Source organism: Streptomyces sp. NBC_00988 (assembly GCF_045162645.1).
In the GTDB taxonomy this organism is placed as follows: Bacteria; Actinomycetota; Actinomycetes; order Streptomycetales; family Streptomycetaceae; genus Streptomyces.
The window spans coordinates 12,166,872-12,186,095 of the sequence record NZ_CP108730.1 but is presented as its reverse complement, the minus strand read 5'-3'; the positions used below and the strand labels follow the sequence as shown (position 1 = coordinate 12,186,095).

The window sequence follows — 19,224 nt, the reverse complement described above, 5'->3', positions numbered from 1 at the left end:
ACGTTCATTTGACAAAGCTTCGCGCCACCCGCACGATGACTATTGAAAAATCGTTCAGTAAGGGAGCATGATCACGATGAGTCACTGGACCCCGGATGCAATCACGGACCAGGCTGGACGCACGGCCCTCGTCACAGGCGGCAACAGCGGCATCGGGCTGGAGACTGCACGTGTGCTAGCTGCGCGTGGCGCGCGGATCATCCTTGCTGGACGCAGTGAGGCCAACCTCGACAAAGCGGTACAGCAGGTGCTCGCCGTGGCGCCGAAGGCCGAGACCGGCACGCTGGTGGTCGACCTGTCGGACCTCGCCTCGATCCGCGAGGCGGCCTCTCGCATCGCCGAGACCGAGACGATCGACTTGCTGTTCAACAACGCCGGGGTGATGAACCTGCCGACCCGTCAGAGTACGCGCGACGGGTTCGAGATGACCTTCGGTACCAACCATCTCGGCCACTTCGCGTTCGACGCGCAGCTGTGGCCCGCCGTTCTCCGCTCCCCGGCCCCTCGGGTGGTCACGGTCAGTGCGATCGCCGCGCGCTGGCCCATGGGTCGGCTCGATGACCTGATGAGCGAGAAGAGCTACCGGGGCATGGGTGCCTACGCCAAATCCAAGCGCGCCAACATCGTCTACACCCTCGAACTCGCCCGGCGCACCGCCGGCACGCCCCTCAAGGCGCTGGTGGTCCACCCGGGGGCCGCGATGACCAACCTTCAGCAGCACGGCAATGGCGCCCTGGCCAGGGTGTTCACCCCGATTGCCGAGCGCCTGCTCATGGGTTCGGCCGAGGGCGCCGCGTGGCCGTCGCTGTACGCCGCCAGCACCCCCGACGTGGTGAGCGGGCAGTTCATCGGCCCTTCGGGACGCGATCAGACCTCCGGCACACCAAAGCCGGTCAAGCTCCCCCGCGGCGCGGACGATCCGCAGCAGGGCGCACGCCTGTGGGCGGAGAGCGAACGGCTGACCGGAGTCGCTTTCCGGCCCTGATATGCCATCGAGGCCGCAGCCCCAGCCGGCGTTTCGCCGACCACGCCACCCTCGTCCTGCCCAGCCACTGGGTCCGCGGCTTCGTTGCCCATGCCTTCCCCGGCCTTGACGACGAACAGTTGCGGGACCCGTCCCGCTCCCCGCTCTTCGCGAAGCTGGACAGCCTCCCGCCTGCTCTGTTCACCGTGGGCACGCTCGATCCTCTTCTGGACGACAGCCTGTTCATGTCCGCCCGTTGGCAGGTCGCCGGCAGCCGCGCCGACCTCGATGTATGGCCCCATGGCGTCCACGGCTTCAACAACATGGCCCCAGGACCGGCCGCTCTGTCTTCGACCGCATCTCCTCCTGGTTCAACGCCCGTCTCTCCGCCTGATCCACCGACCGCAGGAGCACCACCATGAGCGCGCAGGACAACATCTCCGTCGTCCAGGAATTCATCGAAACCGCCCTCAACGGGGGCGATCTCTCCGGCCTGGAGCGGTACTGGACCGAGGACATGGTCTGGCGCGGGGGCAGTCTCGGCGAGTATCACGGCTTGGCGGACTTCAGGAAGTTCGCCGAGGCCAACGCCGCCGACGCGTTCAGCGGCATGCACCTGGAGCCGCAGCGGTTCCTGGCCGACGGCGACACCGTCGTCGCGCTGTTCACCAACAGCGGCGTCAACACGGGCCCGTTCATGGGTATGCCCGCCACGGACAAGCCTGCAAAGTGGAACGGCGTGGGGATCTATCGCATCCACGACGGCAAGATCGCCGAGGCGACCTTCGTCGAGGACATCCTCGCCATGCTCCTGCAGCTCGGCATCACCAGCCTGCCCTCCCCCTCCTGACACAGCGAGCCGTACCGGCGCGACCGATGATCCCGGCCGGCACCCATGGACACTGCCGGGATCGTCCCGGTCGCCGGTCGGCATCTCGGCAGTGTCACACCTGCATCACGGACCTGGAGAAGGCACCGCCATGAGAATGACCGTCTTCGGCGCCAGCGGCAGTGTCGGCTCCGTGCTCATCCCCGAAGCACTGCGGAGGGGGCACGAGGTCATCGCCGTCACCCGCGACGCCTCCCACATCACGCTCCCTCATTCGAATCTGACGGTCGCGATCGCCGAACTCGACTGCGTGCCGGCCCTGGAAAAGGCCCTCGCCGGAGCTCAAGCGGTGATCATCAGCCTCGGCGACGCCGTCTGCGACACAGGTACCCGCGCCATACTCGCCGCGATGCGGAACACCGGCGTACAACGCGTGGAGGCGCTCACCGGATTCGGTACCAGCGTGATCAGCCGACGCCGACTCAACCCCGCGATGCGAGGCATGGTGGGCGCAGTCCGCCTCTTCGCCCGTTCCAGCTTTTCGGCGAAGGAACGGCAGGATGCGCTGGTTCGCGCTTCCGGCCTCACGTACACGATCGTCCAGCCGCCCACCCTCACCTTCGGCCCCGCCACCGGCGCCTACCGGCAAGGGGATTACCGAGGCCGGTCCATCTTCGGCAGGATCTCCCGAGCCGACCTCACCGACTTTATGCTCGACAATCTGGAACAGGAGCGCTACCTGAATCAGTCCGTCTACGTGCAGAACTGACCACGTCCGCCGTACCCTCCGGAGTCGTCGTGCCGGGCCGCGCCCATGTCGGCGTGCTGCACCACAACGCCTCTCCTGAAGCCGCCGCCCGTTATGAACGTGCGGCCAACGCCGGTGTCGCCGAACCGGGTGTTCTTGCCCGCTCCATTGTGCGCATCAGGCCGCTGTCCCCCGATCACCGTTGAAGCCGGCTCTGTGGCGGTCGCCGGCCTCGGGTCGGATGGCGACCGCCACAAGAGGCGGTGTCAGGCGGGCAGATGATCGGCGCTGGTGTAGATGGACTTGTGGTCCAGGTAGCTGCTGAGCCCCTCGGGACCGTACTCGCGGCCGATGCCGCTCGCTTTCAGGCCGCCGAACGGGGAGTTGAAGTCGATCGCGTAGTAGTTGACGCCGATCGTGCCCGTGCGCATCCGCCGGGCCACGTCGATGCCGCGTGCCTCGTCCTGGGTCCAGACGGACCCGGCCAGCCCGTAGTCGGAGTCGTTGGCGATCCGTACGGCGTCGGCCTCGTCGTCGTACGCGATGATGGCGAGGACCGGTCCGAACACCTCCTCGCGGGCGAGCCGGTCGGAGTTGTCCACGTCGGCGAAGACCGTCGGTTCGACGAACCAGCCGCGGTCGTGCCCCGAGGGGCGCCCGCCGCCGGTGATGAGACGGGCCGACGACGCGCGGGCGGCCTCGATGTAGCCGAGCACCCGTTCCTGGTGGGTCTTGCTGGCCATCGGGCCGCAGGTCGTCGCCGGATCCAGCGGGTCGCCGACGACGAGGCTGGAAGCGAAGCCGGCCACGGCCTCGACGATCTCGTCGTAGCGCGAGCGCGGTGCGAGGATCCGGGACTGGAGGGTGCAGGTCTGGCCGTTGTTCATGAAGGAGGCGCCGTCCAGACCGGCGACGAACGTGTCGAGGTCGGCGTCGTCGAGCACGATCGAGGCGGACTTGCCGCCGAGTTCGAGAGTGCAACGACGGATCAGACGCCCGCACTCGGCGGCGATCGCGCGCCCGGCCGCGGTGGAGCCGGTGAAGGCGACCTTGTCGACACCGGGATGGCTCACAAGGTAGGCGCCGGCCTCCCGGTCGGCGAGCACGATGTTGAGCACACCCGCGGGCAGGCCGGCCTCGATGGCGGCGTCCGCCAGCAGATAGCTGTCGAGCGCGGTTTCCGGCGACGGCTTGAGCACCACGGTGCAGCCGGCCGCGAGGGCCGGGGCGAGCTTGCTCAGCGCCAGTCCGAGCGGGAAGTTCCAGGGGGTGATCGCCGCGACGACACCGACGGGTTCGCGGCGCACGATGGTGGCTCCCCGCATGCTGGGGCGAAGCGCCTCCAGGGGAAAATTCTCGACAAGATCGGCGTTGCGGCGTAGATGACCGGCCGGCCCGAGCCCGTTGGTCTGTCGCGACAGGGCGATGGGCATCCCGTTCTCGCGGCTCACGAGGGTGGTGGCAAGGTCTGCTCGCTTGTCCCACGCGTCGGCGAAACGGCGCATGGCCTCGGCGCGCTCCGCTGCGGTGCTGCTGGCCCAGGGCCCGCTCTCCAGGGCGGCACGGGCGGCGGCGACGGCGGCGTCGATGTCGGCGGGGCCGGCCATCGCGGCGATGCCGATGGGTTCCTCGGTGGCGGCCTCCAAGGCCACATGACGCTCATCGGTGCTGGGGCCGATCCAGTCGCCGCCGACGAAGAACATCGGCCGGTCGAAGGGGGTCTGGTTCTGGACGGTGTTCATGGGAATCTCCTGGTAAGCGACGGCTCGGAAAGAGTCGGGACTGCTTCGGAACTGCTGGTCGGGTGACGCGGCCGCGGTGTGTGCGGGCAGGCTGGAACGGCGCGGATGGTGGGAGTCGCGGTGCACCCGCCGAATGCGAAGGCTGAGAGATGTCCGAGCGGGAGACGCAGCGGTCGGGTCGTCCGCCCGGAGACGCGGTCGGCTGTTTTCGGGCACGGCGAGCAGCCGTCCGAAGACGGGTCGCAGACGAACAGTTGCTCTGCGTAGACGGTTATCCGGGTTCGCGCTCGGTGGCGTGCGGGTCGGCCGCCGGGTGTGGCTGATCCGCGCCCGGCTTCGGCGCCGCCCAACTGGCGAGCATCCGCAGCGCGTCCTCCGACGGGGTGTCCGGCTCGGGGGTGTACATGATCATTAGCTGACCGGGGTCGGCCAGCCGGGTCGATTCGTACGCGAGCTCGAAGTCGCCGACGACCGGATGGTGGACGCGTTTGACGCCAGTGGCGTACGAGCGCACGTCATGACGAGCCCAGCGGACCCGGAAGTCTTCACTACGCGTCGACAGCTCTCCGATCAGGGTCGTGAGCTCCGTGTCGTACGGCGTCCGGCCGGCTTCGGCGCGCAGCAGTTCGGCAGAGTCATCGGCGATTCTGTCCCAGTCGCGCCAAAAGGTACGGGCCGCCGGGTCGAGGAACGCGAAGCGGGCGGTGTTGACCGGCCGACCCGATTCGGCGTACATCGGTTCGTAGAGCGCTCGGCCGAGCGCGTTGGCGCCGATGATGTCGAGGCAGCCGGTGAACACGAGCGCCGCGGTGGTGGTCATCGAGTCGAGGATGCGCTGAACCGGCGGCCGCAGCCGCGGCCGTGCAGTGGGCGGCGCGGGTCGACGGGAGCGCCTGGCGCGGAGCAGGTCACTCAGGTGCGCCCGCTCGGCGTCGGTCAGCTGCAACGCGTGATGGATGCCGTCGAGGACCGATTCCGAGACACCGGTGGCGTCGCCGCGCTCAAGGCGTATGTAGTACTCGACACTGATGCCGGCCAGTGCCGCGACCTCCTCGCGGCGCAGACCCTTGACCCGCCGATCGCCGCCGAACACCGTGAGACCCGCCTGCTCGGGGGTCAACCGTGCGCGGCGGGTCGCCAGGAACGCGCGAATCTCTTCCCGCACCCCGGGGCTGACCTGCTTGCCATCGCTCATGCAATTGACGGTACGCCGCGGCTCGCCCGCCAACGAGTCACGCTCAGTACCCCCCAGCGGATCTGTCACCGGCACAGCTGGGGGCCTCGCTCGGGCTGGGCCCTCCGAGCAGGTCCGCTCATCGAGCCGCGGTGTTGTCGGTCCTCGCCACTGTCGCTCGGCCGATCACGATATTCACGGAGGGTGGCCCGGTGGGTGCCAGCGGCGGCCTTGGCGCCTTTGCAGGCCCGAGTGTCAGAGGGTGGTACGGGACCTGATGTTCGATGCGCTGCTTCGTCCGGTGTGAGTTGGCAGGTCGCGGCGGCGCCGGGCGGCCTCCGGCCGCGGCTGGGTGAGCAAGCCCTGCTCGGTCTCGGCGAGGACCCGCGCTCGGCGAGCCGCTTGAGCTTCACGCTGGTGTTGTTGCGGCAGGTGTGCGAGCGGCCCGCAGCTGGGCGTCAACCGTGGTGAACACCGCCATGATCTGCTGGTAAGCCGGATGGTCCGGCAGTTGCCGGGGTGCGGCCGGCTCGGGCAGTTCCAGCAGCGTCCTGCGGGTGATCCGCATCTCCTCCGCGGCCTGGTGAGATTCCTCCAGCTGCCTCCAACTCGGGGGCGCACTGCAAGTGCTGTCTGCGGACGGGCGTCGGCTGAACCCCGACGACACCACCGTCCACGAGATCTCCGCCCAGTGACCGGCTGCACCGCGATCCTGCCCCGGCTGGACGCGATCACGGAGCAGTGGCGGCAGGAGGCCGTCGGCCCTCTCCTTCAGCAACACGCCGAAGACGCCGGCCAGTTGCCCGGGATTCGACATGATGAGGAACCTGAAACGCAAGCTGCGCGGCTGCCCGGCCTGCGCTCCACATACAGAGCGATCAGGCGACGGAGACAAGTTCGCGAACCGCAGGGGCGACCTCTGCCGCGAACTGGCGGAGGAAGTCGGCCGAGGCCGCGCGGTAGAGGAAGAACGTGTCCGCCTGCTTGTTCAGGACCAGCTCGGCAAGCTGCTCGGCCCACACCGTCGCGGGGCCTTCGAGGAAGCCGGAGCCGGTGCCGAAGATGCCCTCGATGTTGTAACCGCGGCCGATGTCCCGCGGCGAGCGGCCTGCGGCGAGCGCCTCCTCGTCGATGATCCGGTTGGCGTCCGGCAGCGCGACTGGCGGGAGGAACGGGGAACTCGGGATCCAACCGTCGGCGATCGTCCCGACCACCCGCAGCATCCGCGGCTGGTAGGCGCCGAACCAGATGCCGATCTCGTGCCGCGGCTCGGGCCCCGGCTTCGCGTTGTCCAGCCGGTAGTGCTTGCCGTCGAAGGCGACATCCGTCTTGGACGTCCACAACGCGCGGATGAGCTGGGTGGCCTCTACCAGCGCCTCGATGGACTCCCCGGCGGTGCGTGCCGGCCCGCCCTCCGCGGCGATGGACCCCCACATCTGCTGGGCGCCGGTGCCCAGACCGAGTTCGAATCGGCCGCCGCTGAGGATGTCGATGGTCGCGGCGGTGCGGGCAAGCACTGGAGGCGGACGCAGCGGAAGGTTCAGCAGGTTGGACATGACCGTGATGCGCTCGGTCCTGACGGCCATGGCGGTCAACAACGCGAGGGTGTCGAGCCGTTCGGGCCAGTACGGGTGATCGGACAGCGTGACGACGTCGTAGTCGAGCTGTTCCATCAGTACGGCCAGTTCCACGACGTCCTGCGGGTGGCCCGGGCTCGGCTCCAGCAGGGCGCCGAACCTCACTGTGCCGGTGGTCATCGGCTCACCCCGCCGCGCGCACCGACACGCTCCGGCGTGGCAGTGCCGTAGACCTGCTGCGCGTGGGCCGCGTAGGCCTCCGTGGCCAGACCGCCGATGATGCCGCTGACCTCGGGCGGCATCTGGGCGACGATGTCGCGGACGGTGTCCGGGTCCGCCTCGTAGGCCATCATGCCGAAGATCAGCGGGGCCTGTTCCGGCGCGATGTCCCCCGCGCCGTCGGCCAGCATCTGCCCCCACTCGGCAGCGGTGATGTACTGGGCGAGAAGCGGTACGGCGTGGTCCTCCTCCGCCGCGAGGTGCTCCTTGAGAAGGTCGGAGAGCTGGGCCATCGACACGGCGAGGGTGTCGCGCTGGGCGGCATCCGCGGTACCGCGCCAGTGCGCCAGCCCGGCGCGCACCTCGTCCAGGACCCTGTCGATGTGTGCGTGCTGTTTCTCCATCAGCTGCGCGATGGACTCGGCGTTCGCCGCGTTCCGCTCCAGCAGCCGCGGCCACAGGTGTTTGTCCTCGGCGCTGTGGTGGTGATGGAGGCCGTTGTCGACGATCTGCAGGTGATCGGCGATGACGGCGGCGCGTGTGACATCGTTGTCGGCCACACCGCGGATGAGTGCCGGGGCGAGTCCGAACTCACGACGGAACATCGCGTGGGCCATGTACATGTCACGTACGTCGGCAAGCGGTTCGTTGCTCATGTTTGCATTCCCAGAGGTTGCCGGAAGGACTTGGCGATCCGGAATCTAGCAACCTGGCCTCCGTCGGCAAAGAAAATGTCCAGCACGCGAATCGGGCTATCCGCGGAGCGTATGCAGCGGCTTCTGACCGAATTTCGCTTCGTGCGCGGCGGCGAATCTCCCCAGATGAGCGAAACCCCAGCGGCGGGCGACGGCGGCGACCGAATCCGTGGCCGGGTCGGCCGCACGAAGCTCCTCGTGCGCCCGACGCAGCCGGACGTCACGCACGTACTCCATCGGTGACATCTCCAGATGCGCCTGGAACGCCTTCTGCAGAGCTCGCGGTCCGACCCCGCAACGGTCCGCGAGGAGCGAGAGCGTCAGCGGCGCCTGCGGGTCCGACTCGATGAGGTCGATGGCCGTACGGACCGACACGGGCCGTGCACGCGTGACGGGCCCACCGAGCGCCTCGGGGTGGGAGTGCGTCGCCGCCAGGAGGAATCCGTTCACGATGCTGTCCGCCAGGGGCCCGGCCACCAGCGGCTGCGACAGCAGACTGCCCGGAGCCGCGATCTGCCGGTTGACGGACACCAGCAGTTCGGCCCAGTTGCGTCCGAAGCCGTCGGCGTAGTTCATCACCGGGTCGAAGCTGACACGGCGGGAGGTACGGTCACCGACCAGCCGGGCCAGCATCGTCTCCACCGCGGGCATGTCGATGCGGACGCACAGCCCGCGGTACCCGGCAGGCCAACGGGCGGAAACGGCGCCGCCACCCGGCCGGTACAGAGCCGAGCCCAGGCGGCTCACCGTCAGGTCCACACCCCGGTGACGTGACTCGAAACGCCCCGCGATGGGCACGTGCACGTAGAAACCCGTGCCGACGTCCTCGGCCTCCAGCCCCAGCTCGCCGCTGAAATCGACCTCACCGATATGGATGGGACCGAGTTCGGCGTAGCGATACGTCGATACCGTCACCTCGTCCTGCGGCACGGATTCGATCGTCGACGTGCGAACGAGCATCAGACACTCCCCCGATGCCGGTCGGACCACTCGGCAGGAGACCGGGCATTCGAGTCATCGTAGCCCGTGATCGCGAGGCCGGCCGGGCGGTTCACGCAACCCCGGCCCAGCGGCACACCGATCACGACAGCTTGTGGAGCGCTGGACTCTCAAGGCGGGCGCCTGGCCGCGCGTGGACATCGAGTCCCAGGCCTTGACGTGATGAAGCAGACGTCCGTCAGCGGCTCCGCCATCACAGTGATTCCCGGTCCGGCCATCGGCGACGAACTGAAGGACGTCGTCCGGCCGTCGTCGACATCGACGGGATGCCACCCGTGCGGGCCGCTGCTCGGCACGATGACGGGCCGCGCATCTCGGGATCCGGCGCGAGCTCGTGGGCCAAGCCGCTCTGAACGACGGAGGGCTCGGACCGGCTGACCCAGCCGGTCCGAACACCCCGTCATTCCTGCTACTCGTTGCGTGCTGTTTCGGGTCCCGTGATCCGCCTGAGCAGCGGCATCGTGGATGCGATGACCGCCAGCGAGGCCACTAGCCCGGCGACCACGATCGCGTAGTACTGGATTCCCGGTGCCCGGATCGAGTAGTTGAACTGGGCCTGTACGAACAGTTGGGCGGCCAGGAAACCTATTCCAATCGCGACGACCGCGACGGCCACGAGCGGGACCGCGCTCTCCAGCAGTACCACCCGCCGCAGCACCCCGAGTTGTGTACCGGTCAGCCGCAGCAGGCTGAAGGGGCGCTTGCGGTCGCGCAAGCCCCCGGCCACGGTCACCGCCAGGCTGCAGCCGGCGATGGGGAAGCTGACCAGGATGACCACGTTGGCCAGTTGTTGGTATCCGGCGAGCTGTGCGCCACTTTGGGCATGGTCCTCACGGACGGTCCACGGGACGTCCTGGTCGGGATACGTGTTCGCGAGGATGGTGCGTGCGCGTTCGATCGTCGAGGTCGATCCGTCGGTGGCCACGACGATCTCGTGGGCCGGCAGGCGGGCCAGTCGCTGGGCGGAGATACCGGCGGCGGGCCACTCCGTGGGCCAGTGCTCCCAGGAGTACGTACCGAAGGTGCCGTAGTCCCGGCTGACCGACGCCGCTTCGGCTCCGGGCGCGCACGCGCTGTGGGCCGGCATCTTCGCGAGCTCGGCGCAGGAGGCCAGGCCCGCCACCGGCGGTTTCCCGGAGCCCCGAGGGCCGGCCCAGGATGGGTCCGCGGTGCCGAGCGGGTTCGTGTGGATCGTCAGCACGCCATTGACGCCCGGTATGGAGTTCAGGTCGCTCAGCGCGGCCGGCGAGAGCGGGGGCACACTTACGTCGCTCCCCTGGACGTAGTCGGCAACCAGGGCGCTGCCAATCGCCGGGGTGCTCTTCGGGATGCCCCGCTCGGCGTTCAATGAACCGATGATCCCGACGGCGGTGCTGGTGACGCACAGGGCGAGGACGAGACCGCTGACCACGCGGAAGCCGGCCTTCGGATCGTCCGCGAGTCGTCGGCCCGCGACGAGCAGAGCGGGCCGGCTGGTGCGCCTGGCCAGGACGCGGGCTCCGGCCATGGTCAGCCAGGGGCCCGCGATGACAACTCCGGTGAGGACCAGGAGGATCCCCCCGACGAAGACCCAGATCTGGCCGTTGGTGCTCCTGGGAACCCGGCCGATGACGTACGAGAGCTCGGCGATGCCGGCGGCCAGCGGGATCAGCCGGTAGACCCGCGGCGGGCCCGGTGTGATGCGGCGGGTGACTCCGAGCGGGGAGACGTGCACGCGGCGCAGGGCGATCCGGGCCGCGATCGCGGCCCCCACCGGGACGGCGACGGAGACGAGCAGGATGTCGCCGGCCCGGAGCGTGAGGTCGCTGGCGAAGTACAGCGTACGCGTGAGGTTGACGGCCGCCAGCTGCGTCCGGAAGAGGTAGAAGAGGGCGAAGCCGACAGTGGTGCCGATGACCGCGGCGACTGTCGATTCAACGGCTGAGATCAACGAGATCTGCCCCGGGGTGGCGCCCACCAGGCGCATCGCTGCGAAGCGCTGCTCACGGCGGGCGGCTGCCAGTCGGGTGGCCGTGCCGATGAGGATGAGCACCGGGAAGATCAGGGCAGTGCCCGCGACAGAGAGGATGAGCTTGCCGCCGCGGACCCGAGCAGCGGCAGCGCCTTCTCCGGACTGATGACCCGCTCGGGGCGCGGCGCGCCGATGCTCTTCAGGAGGCGAGGGTCGCCAGCTCCGCTCCCGCGTGGAGGAAAGCGCCGACCGCGAAGTCCGCAGTGGTGTCGTAGGTGACGGGTTGGCTGGAGTCGGGGCGGTCGCCGACGCCTTGGACGTAGCCGAGGACGCCGTCAGGGTGGACGGCGGTGGCGACCAGGCCGTTCCAGGCACGGGCGGCGACGGGCAGGTAGGTGGCCCGGGAGACGAGGGCGGTGGCGACGGCGTAGGCGACGGCACAGACGAAGAAGGACGTGCCGCTGCTCTCGGGGCCGGGGAAGTGGGCGGGGTCGGCAAGGTTGACGTTCCAGAAACCGTCGGGACGCTGGACCGGGGGGAGGGCGGTCACCAGGCGTGTGAGGGTGTCGCGGTATTCGGCGGTGTTGGACTGGGCGGGCGGCAGGGCCTTGAGGGTCTTGACGTGGGCGGCGGCCACCCAGCCGTTGCCCCGCGACCAGACGACGGGCTTGCCCGAGGGCGAGACGATGTGGCCGGGCAGGAAATTCTTGTCGCGGTACCACAGGCCGGTCGCCGGGTTCAGCAGGCCGGGGCCTCCCTCGGCGTGCTTGGTGTGCTGGTACAAGCTGTACAGCTTCTGGTGGTAGCGGGCGTCACCGCGCAGGGTGCCGAGGCGCGCGAAGGGCGGCATCGCCATGTGGAGGGCGTCGGCCCACCACCAGTCGTCGTTCTTGTCGACTTGGTCGGTGTAGGTCATGCGGTGCAGCGAGGTCTCGATCGCGCTGATCTTGTGCGGGTCGGGTTCCAGCGCGTAGAGGTCGAGATACGCCTGTCCGGCGTTTTGGTTGTCGGCGATCCGGGTGCTGGAGCCCCCGTTGAGGGCGTAGTTGTTCTGCTCGGCCCAGGACCGGGCGTAGCCAAGGTAGCGGGCGTCTTTGGTCAGGGAGTACAGGGACAGCAGGCCGGAGAAGAAGGTCGCGTTGGCCCACTGGTTGTTGCCCGGGTTGGCGTGGGCGGCGATCCAGTGGTCGGCGACTCGGCGCAGCACGGTGATGATTGCGGCGCGCGAGGGCAGAGTGGACGAGGGCACGGCGGCGGGGGTGGCCATTGCGCGCGGCCCTGCGATGCCGGTCAGGGCGGACAGCCCCACAGCGGCGAGCGCGCTGCCGCCCGTGGTGGTCAGGAAGCGTCGTCGGTCCATGTCCTTGTCCATGGGGGCCTGGGCCTTTCATGTTTGAGGAGGGGCGGATTCCCCGGAGTTGGGGGGAGGGTCGGCTGCTGCTGTGCAGGAGCCCCCTTACGGGAATCGGCGCGGCGGATCGCCATCGGCCGTGCAGGGCGAACTCAGTTGGGGTTGCGGACATTGGTGAGGGTTTCCCAGGCCACGAAGAGGTTGTTCGTGCCGGCCGGGCGGTTTCGCTCGGTGAGAGTCTGGGTATTGGCCATCGCGACGCCGTGGAGGGTGTTCAGTGTGTTGAAGCCGACCTCGGTGATGGGGCCGAGTCCGAGTTTGAGAGTGCCGCCGCACACGGTGGACGGGATGGCCGCGCCGAGTTCGTACTTCGACTGGAAGCCCAGTGCCTGCCGTAGCCGTTCACCGACCTGCGGATAGAGGTCCTGCCCCTGGATGCGGGCGGTCTCCAGGACGTGGGAGATCGAGGAGATGCCGTAGCCGGTGTGGGTGAGGTCGCGGCAGGTTTCCTGGGTGATGCCGGTGGTGAAGGTGCTTGCGCCGAACCAGAAGTTGACGATCTGGTCGCGAGTGGTGAGGTGCTGGCTGGGCACGGTCTTGGGCAGCGCGCCGTCCGAGGAGAGGTACACGAAGGCGGGGACGCGCTGCAGGTAGTGGCCGATCGCGGTGTCGTAACTGGTGTGGTCGTCGAGGAAGACAGAAATGCTGACGGCCGCCTCCAGCATCGTCAGGTCCCAGTTGCCGGTGCGGTTGGAGCCGTTGACGACCAGCGGGAGGTAGACGGTGCGCAGCATCGTCGCGAAGCGGCCGGCGTTGGGCCAGTTACCGCGCACGGTCTTGATGATCTCGGCTGCCTTGGGCCAGGAGGAGCCCGTCCAGCCGGTCTGCAGTGGGGCGTTGTCGTTGGTGTGGTTATGGATGGTCGCGGACCAGGCGTCCATGAGCTGGATCGCCTTCTGTGCGTAGCGGTCGTCGCGGTTGATGTACCAGGCCAGCGCGTCGGTGTACGCGGCTATCGCGTCCTCGCGTTCGTCGGTACAGCCGTTGTTGGGATTCGAGGAGGGGCCGCACTCCACGGTCGCCCGGGGTTTGGGGCTGCGTGACAGTGAGGCGTACGGGCTCGCCATCATGCTGTCGTACGCGGTCTTCCACGGCTGGGCCCCTGCCTGGACCTTGGCCCGTACGAAGTCGAGCTGGGCGGAGTCAAGGTTCACGCCCGGGTGCACGAACACCGCGGGCGATGCGGCAACGGCTGCGGCTTTAACGGTGCCGGGCTGAACGGTCGTGGCCCGCGTGGCGGCTTCCGGCGTGGGTGCCGGGGAAGCCGAGGCGGGAGCTATGACGGCTGCGGCCGCCACAGCGCCGAGCACGGCGGACAGGCAGGCGAACCGGGAGAGGGCTGTTGAACGCATGGGGGATGGCCTTCCATGAGGCGACTGCCGCTACGGAATTCCTATACGTGAACAGTGAATGCGATTGTGAACCGCTGATGCCGGAAGGTAGTCGCGCAGGAACGAGGGCGTCAAGGTCTAGACCAACATTGCGGGCAGCCTGCGGCTGCACCATCACACGTCCCGCGCGGTCTGGGACGCCAGGACACTACGTGCGTCGCGGGCACTGTCGAGGGCGATGTCGCCAACGCCGACCGCTCTCCAGAACTCGACCAACCAGCTCAGGGCATACGGCATTCATAACCCCGTCGGCAGCGTTCTCCTGGCCGCGCCCTACATGTCGCGAGCCGACTGGCAGCCGCTGGTCAGTGCGCTGTCCACGGCTTTGAGGTCACCCACGATGTCGGCGGAGGGGGCTCTGAGCCATTGGATCCGCAGGCCCTCGAGTGCGGCGATCAGGACGCGGGGCTGGGCAGCGCGGTCGGGCCCGAGCAGCCTCCGGGCCCGCCCAATGAGCCTTGTCCATCCTGGAATTGCTGGTCACGGGGCTGATGTGGGCACCGGTCCGGATGAGTGATACACCCTTAACCTCGATCGTTCATGAGGGTCCGTCAGCTTGCTGAGGGACCCTTTGTGGCTGGGCGTGGTGGAGTTTTCACGGTGCGGTCAGGCTGATGGCCCGGCTCTCGCGTCGGGTGGGCGCCGGGTTCCACTGCCTGGTGTGGTGATGCGGGTTGTCGGGATGGGTGAAGTGGCTGGTCAGCCGGGGTTCGGCAGGGCATGGAGCCGCTCGGTTGCGTGGGTGAAGACGTCGGTCCATGGCCATCGGGCGGGCAGGCGGAGCCAGTGGCGGCGGCCGGTGGTGACGAGCTGGGCGGCAGCCGAGAACAGCCGCAGGCGAAGCCGTTTGAGTTCCCAGCGGCGGGTCTTGCCGGTCAGGGCGAGCATGGGCATCCAGGCGAGGAGGTCGAGTGCGAGGGAGATGATCTCCAGCCAGATCCGGTTCTGTGCGGTGTCCTGCAGGGGCAGGTTGCGCAGGCCGGTGTCGCGGGCACGTCGGATGCGGTCCTCGCAGCGTGCCCGTCTGCGGTGACGCAGTTCCAGGTCGGCGAGCTGGCCGCCCTTGGTGTTGGTGGCGAAGCAGGTCAGCCGCAGTCCGTCGAGGTCGGTGAAGCGCAACTGGGCACCGGGGTGAGGCCGTTCCTTTCTGACGATCAGCCGCATGCCCTTGGGCCAGGTGCGCAGGTCGGGCATGTCGATGATCTCCGCGACCCAGGCGCCGGGCCGCTCGGTGCCGCCGGCGTCGTAAGCGGGCGTCCATGCTTTCTTCGGGATCTTCAGGACGGCCTGGTGGATGGTGTCGGTGATGGTCATTCCAACGGAATACGACAGCCACCGGCCCGGCTTGGAGAGCCAGTCGAGGAAGGCGTGGGTGCCGCCGGCGGAGTCGGTGCGGATCAGTGTCTGCCGTCCTCGCCGCAGGTGTCCGGGGAGTTGGGCCAGGGCGAGCCCAGTGGCGGTGATGTGGTCGGTGGCGGTGTTGGAGCCTGCGTTGCCGGGCCGCAGCAGAGCGGCCACCGGCTCCCCGGAACCGGCCTGGCCGTGGTCGACGAACGCGACGAGCGGGTGATGGCCGAAGGTCTTCTGCCAGGTCGCGGTGGCGTCCTGCTTCTCGGAGTGGGCGAGCACCAGCACGCCGTCGATGTCCACGATCACCTGGCCGTCGGCGGCCGGACTGTCCGCGCCGGCCAACTCCCAGACACGCGTGCGTACTTCGGAACGTGCGCCCCGGATCGCCGCGAGAGCCTTCGGGCCGGACGCAGCGAGGGCGTCGACGAGCCGGGAGACCGTCGGACCGGAGGCCACCGGGCCGAACACGACGGGCTCGGCCCGCAGCATGGCGACATCGGCCAGGCAGTCGCCGCCGAGTGCGACGGCCAGGGCCACATCCAGCAGGATCTTGCCCGGATCGTGCACGGTCCGCGGCTTGCGCCACGGTGCCAGCGCCGCCGATATCGCCGTGTCCAGGCCCAACTTGCGGACCGTCTCGACCAGCAGCACCGACCCGGCCTGCGAGACCACCCCACGGCCGCCGCCCTCGACACGAACACGCGGATACGACCCACTACGCTTCTTCACCTGGAGAGTGCTTCTTTCCTTGCAGCTGACAGGACCCTCGACAAGTCCCATCGTTGCAGGTCAGGAGTACTCTTCACCTTTCTGGACACCTGTTGGGCACGACGATGGACGAGGCGAGGCCCGAGATGAGCGACCGCAGAATCACCATTGGCTTGCTGGCAACGGGAGCCCTCCTCCTCGTTGCAGGAGGTTCCTGGTTCCTGCTGGGAGAGCACGCGGGCAGGGGCGATGCCGCCTTGGCTGTCGGCTTCGGCTTTGCGTTGATCTGCTTCTCGCAAGCGGCGCGGATGCTGGCCAAGCAACGGTAGATACCCGGAACTGCCTGACTCGCACGCGAGTAGGCGCTGGCCGGGAACACTTTCAGAGTGAAGAGCGACAGGACGTCGCAACGAGACGGTATTAACCTGTCACCCCAGCTCACCGCCCCTTCCTCTCTACTTGGCCACTCATCCCTCGTCCGCTCGGTGAAAGCGCGAGGCTAATTCGACTGAGTGTGAGCGCAAATGGCAATCCCTGACCGGCCTTGTCGGCTCGGTTCTGTACACGCTCGCGGCGGGGCACCGGAGGCGAACGCTGACCCCCGTGCCCGTACCGCTGAAGATCTACTGCGTCTGGACTGCGAGCGCACGATGGCTTGCCCCGGTTCTGTCGGTGATGGCCGGCGAGGCGGTGGTCTCCGGTCCCCTTCTGGGGAAGCGCGGGTGGCTCTACGCTCAATGGCACGGGGCGGAGGGCGAAGCCCTCATATGTGCTGCCGGGGGCCAACGTGACGGTGTCGACGCTGATGTTGCTGGGGGCTGCCGGCGGCGTACTGCGCGGGCTCCTGGACGTCTACGCCCGGTTTCTTGACTGGCAGTCGGACCGCCGCGCCCATCGGCGATTACCGTCCGGCCAGGAGGATGAACCACCACGGTTCCAGCAGTACTTCGATCCGGTAGGCGACCCTGTCGCCGCGGTGGTCCACAGCGGCCTGGGTGCCGCCGCCGCCGTACTGTTCGGCACCACGGGACAGATCAGCGGGGCGTACGCGGCCATCGTGGTCGGGATCTCCGCACCGGTCATCCTGACGCAGCTCAGCCGCGTCCAGTCGGTGAGCGACGCGCTCACCGCAAGCCCTCCGCCCGGCATGACCTCCGACGGCGCGATGCCGGAACCCGCGGCACACCGTGATCCGCCCGCCCCCGAGCCCCCAGCAACTTCCGCAGCGCCTGCTCTTCCGGTGGTGACACCGCCCCAACTCCCGGTGCCCACGCAGGCCTCCGCACACCTCGGCGAGTTCCCGTCGCCGGTCCCGGCCGAGAGACGGGCAGACGGCCTGCAGGCGCAGTCGAACGGACGGCCGGCTGACGTCGTGAGGGAACCGGCGAGCGGACGCACCAGCCCCGCTGTAGCGCCGCCGCCTCGTACGCGGCCCCTGGAAGAGGAGGGGACGACGTGACGGTTCGCCCCTCCTGGCCGACGCGTGTGGCCGCCAGCGTGCTGGGCGTCGGTCGCCCCGGACACATTCCGCCGACAGCCGAACAGCAGCGCGGCCTCCCGATCCGGCGACGACTGCTGGCCTCGGTCCTCGGCATCCGTGTACGCCCAGCCCATCCGCAGCCCACCAGCCCACCGACCGTAGCCCTGCCCCCTACCGACGTCATCGACCAGATCCGGGAAGCCTCCCCGGCCGACGACCCCCTGGACGACGACACTCCCTCGCCCGCCCAGCGCCTGCCCCCGGCCGGTGGATCGGGTCCGCGACCAACTGGCACCAGAGTCCGCATGAACAGCGTTCCGCAGCACCTGCACAGCGGGGACCGCCAGGAGTACGAGCGGATCCTCGACGAGGCGCTGCGCTCCGCCCCTACCCGCCCGGAACTGGCCGCTGTCGGCAAGCGGCTCAACCCCGAACAGCTGCGCACCATGGCGCTGAACGCCACCGCGCTCATCACGGCGGCCGCGGCGACCGAGTACCAGCACTACGTGAAGGTCCGCGAGGAACTGCGCCGGCCGGCGTCATCCACCCCGTCGGCCGTCCACGAGACCGGCTCCGCGGAACCCTGTACGGACGCAAAGGGGCTTGCCACCACCCTGGGAGAGGCGGCTGGGGGTGCGGGTGCCGTCGCCGTCGCCGCCGTCCTCACCCCCGTCCTCGCCGGCACGTTGGCGGCGATATTTCTGCTCGTGGGCTACATCCTCAAGATGCTCAACCCCGAGCCCTCCTTCGCCAAGACCCTGCTCACGGTCGGCTGGGTGTTCGGCGCCATGACCGCTGCGGCAGTTGTCGTGGCAGCCGTCGGCCTGCTGCTCACCGCCCTGCGCAACAGGCCCTCGCTCGACACCGGCCCCTACGGCGAGTCGGGCGGCGAAGTGGCCCGCGCCAGGGAGGCCTGGCACGACGCCCTCCTGGAACGCGGCATCCTGCCGTTCCTCCAGGAGGCACTCGCGGCTCCGAGCACGGCGCCACTCCGCCGTACGACACCCCCGGCCCCAAGTCGCATGCCGAACCTCGGCTACGACCGCCCAGGTATCCCCAGCCCGGACGACGGCCCGGAACCGGGCCACCGCCCGAGCTTTTCCAGCCCGGACTTCAGCAGCCCGGACTTCGGGGGGCCCGACCACCAGCCGGAGTGAGCAGACCAGACGCGGCCGATTTCGAGCGCGACACGATCACCTCGCCGGCTGACCCTGACTCCGGCCCGCCGCCCGCCGGGGGCAGGCAGGCCGGAGCTGCCTTCACGCGATGCCAGCGGTCACTGGACCGGAGGATCGCCGAGGTCGAACAAGCGGGACCGAGCGAGTTGCACGCCCACTTCGACCACCCCTTTTCTGCAGTGCCGGTTGAGAGGCATGTGAAGTTCCGCGCGTTGTACTTCCGGCTCGGGCAGTCCTACCGGGGGAACAGGTGAGCGGGATACAGCTCGGGATCGGGCGAGCGGTCGTAACGGCCCTCCTGAGTACCGCGGATCCAATTCCCAGGTTGCCTTCGAGGCGGAATCCACCGCAGCCCTTGCGCGGAGTACCTCCGGGCAGCGGCGCCGCTTGCCGTCTACCGGTACCAGTACTTGACGCCCCGGTGGTGCGAGCACGTCCCACGGGCGTGGGCACTGTAGGAGTACGAGTCGTCCTTGCACTTCGCGGCAGCGCCACGCGGATGCGGTGAGTTCGCCTTGCAGACACCCGTCGTGTGCCGCGCGCACGACGCGGCCGCCGCATCGGCCGCGACCGCGCCCCGGACTATCGTCAGCATGATTCCCCCTTCTGGTGGTTCAGAGAGGCGAGCATGCATCCGCCGACTTCGGCAGCCGGGCAGACCGGACGGACCGTCACGCAGCAGTGACCGTCGTAGCGCGGCCGTCGCACTCGGTTCGAAGCGCGCAAACAAGTGGACGGGCCAGGGGCGCTTCTAACTCTGCGGCGGCGCCCCTCACCCGGCATCAAGAACCGCGGATCAGCTTCTTGA

Annotated in this window: 18 protein-coding genes; 7 read left to right on the top strand and 11 right to left on the bottom strand. The window is 68.9% G+C overall.

Going from position 1 to position 19,224, the window contains the following annotated elements; genetic code table 11:
- Positions 1-67 precede the first annotated feature (67 nt).
- From OG496_RS54735 to OG496_RS54720, 4 genes are all read left to right on the top strand, one after another.
- Entirely contained in the window at positions 68-985 is a 918-nt protein-coding gene (locus OG496_RS54735) for an oxidoreductase (RefSeq protein WP_405976440.1), read from the top strand.
- Complete coding sequence (locus tag OG496_RS54730) at positions 940-1,386, top strand: alpha/beta hydrolase (protein ID WP_405976439.1); 447 nt, start codon at positions 940-942, stop codon at positions 1,384-1,386. The genes OG496_RS54735 and OG496_RS54730 overlap by 46 nt, the downstream gene beginning before the upstream one ends.
- Complete coding sequence (locus OG496_RS54725) at positions 1,383-1,814, top strand: ester cyclase (protein WP_405976438.1); 432 nt, start codon at positions 1,383-1,385, stop codon at positions 1,812-1,814. The genes OG496_RS54730 and OG496_RS54725 overlap by 4 nt, the downstream gene beginning before the upstream one ends.
- Before the next feature lie 130 nt (positions 1,815-1,944).
- The gene (locus tag OG496_RS54720; protein ID WP_405976437.1) at positions 1,945-2,562 is read left to right on the top strand and encodes an NAD(P)-dependent oxidoreductase; all 618 of its coding nucleotides are present in this window, start codon (positions 1,945-1,947) and stop codon (positions 2,560-2,562) included.
- Between the two features lie 245 nt (positions 2,563-2,807).
- Here OG496_RS54720 and OG496_RS54715 read toward each other — a convergent pair whose 3' ends face one another.
- From OG496_RS54715 to OG496_RS54670, 10 genes are all read right to left on the bottom strand, one after another.
- The gene (locus OG496_RS54715) at positions 2,808-4,283 is read right to left on the bottom strand and encodes an aldehyde dehydrogenase (protein WP_405976436.1); all 1,476 of its coding nucleotides are present in this window, start codon (positions 4,281-4,283) and stop codon (positions 2,808-2,810) included.
- A gap of 271 nt (positions 4,284-4,554) precedes the next feature.
- Complete coding sequence (locus OG496_RS54710; protein WP_405976435.1) at positions 4,555-5,478, bottom strand: helix-turn-helix domain-containing protein; 924 nt, start codon at positions 5,476-5,478, stop codon at positions 4,555-4,557.
- Positions 5,479-5,866: 388 nt separating this feature from the next.
- Positions 5,867-6,274 carry a hypothetical protein gene (locus OG496_RS54705; RefSeq protein ID WP_405976434.1) on the bottom strand — a complete coding sequence of 136 codons (408 nt, stop codon included), beginning with the start codon at positions 6,272-6,274 and terminating at the stop codon, positions 5,867-5,869.
- 61 nt (positions 6,275-6,335) lie between these two features.
- Entirely contained in the window at positions 6,336-7,214 is an 879-nt protein-coding gene (locus OG496_RS54700; protein ID WP_405976433.1) for an LLM class flavin-dependent oxidoreductase, read from the bottom strand.
- Positions 7,211-7,909: a hemerythrin domain-containing protein gene (locus OG496_RS54695; protein WP_405976432.1), complete on the bottom strand. Its 699-nt coding sequence runs from the start codon at positions 7,907-7,909 to the stop codon at positions 7,211-7,213. The genes OG496_RS54700 and OG496_RS54695 overlap by 4 nt, the downstream gene beginning before the upstream one ends.
- 96 nt (positions 7,910-8,005) lie before the next feature.
- The gene (locus OG496_RS54690) at positions 8,006-8,908 is read right to left on the bottom strand and encodes an AraC family transcriptional regulator (RefSeq protein WP_405976431.1); all 903 of its coding nucleotides are present in this window, start codon (positions 8,906-8,908) and stop codon (positions 8,006-8,008) included.
- A 448-nt stretch (positions 8,909-9,356) separates the two neighbouring features.
- Entirely contained in the window at positions 9,357-10,991 is a 1,635-nt protein-coding gene (locus OG496_RS54685; RefSeq protein WP_405976884.1) for an FtsX-like permease family protein, read from the bottom strand.
- Positions 10,992-11,097: 106 nt separating this feature from the next.
- Positions 11,098-12,258 carry a glycoside hydrolase family 88 protein gene (locus OG496_RS54680; RefSeq protein WP_405976430.1) on the bottom strand — a complete coding sequence of 387 codons (1,161 nt, stop codon included), beginning with the start codon at positions 12,256-12,258 and terminating at the stop codon, positions 11,098-11,100.
- 143 nt (positions 12,259-12,401) lie between these two features.
- Entirely contained in the window at positions 12,402-13,661 is a 1,260-nt protein-coding gene (locus OG496_RS54675; protein ID WP_405976429.1) for an alginate lyase family protein, read from the bottom strand.
- A 738-nt stretch (positions 13,662-14,399) separates the two neighbouring features.
- Positions 14,400-15,779: an IS1380 family transposase gene (locus tag OG496_RS54670; protein ID WP_405976428.1), complete on the bottom strand. Its 1,380-nt coding sequence runs from the start codon at positions 15,777-15,779 to the stop codon at positions 14,400-14,402.
- Positions 15,780-15,871: 92 nt separating this feature from the next.
- Here OG496_RS54670 and OG496_RS54665 point away from each other — a divergent pair, with 92 nt between their 5' ends.
- The 3 genes from OG496_RS54665 (at position 15,872) to OG496_RS54655 (ending at position 18,395) form a co-directional block, all read left to right on the top strand.
- Positions 15,872-16,087 (top strand): hypothetical protein, encoded by a 216-nt coding sequence (locus OG496_RS54665; RefSeq protein WP_405976427.1) that lies wholly within the window; start codon positions 15,872-15,874, stop codon positions 16,085-16,087.
- A gap of 458 nt (positions 16,088-16,545) precedes the next feature.
- Positions 16,546-17,217 carry a hypothetical protein gene (locus OG496_RS54660; RefSeq protein ID WP_405976426.1) on the top strand — a complete coding sequence of 224 codons (672 nt, stop codon included), beginning with the start codon at positions 16,546-16,548 and terminating at the stop codon, positions 17,215-17,217.
- A 326-nt stretch (positions 17,218-17,543) separates the two neighbouring features.
- Positions 17,544-18,395: a hypothetical protein gene (locus tag OG496_RS54655; RefSeq protein WP_405976883.1), complete on the top strand. Its 852-nt coding sequence runs from the start codon at positions 17,544-17,546 to the stop codon at positions 18,393-18,395.
- Positions 18,396-18,810: 415 nt separating this feature from the next.
- Here the strand turns inward: OG496_RS54655 and OG496_RS54650 are convergent, their stop codons facing one another.
- Positions 18,811-19,011, bottom strand: coding sequence for a DUF3761 domain-containing protein (locus OG496_RS54650; protein WP_405976425.1), 201 nt, complete (start codon positions 19,009-19,011; stop codon positions 18,811-18,813).
- Between the last annotated feature and the right edge of the window lie 213 nt (positions 19,012-19,224).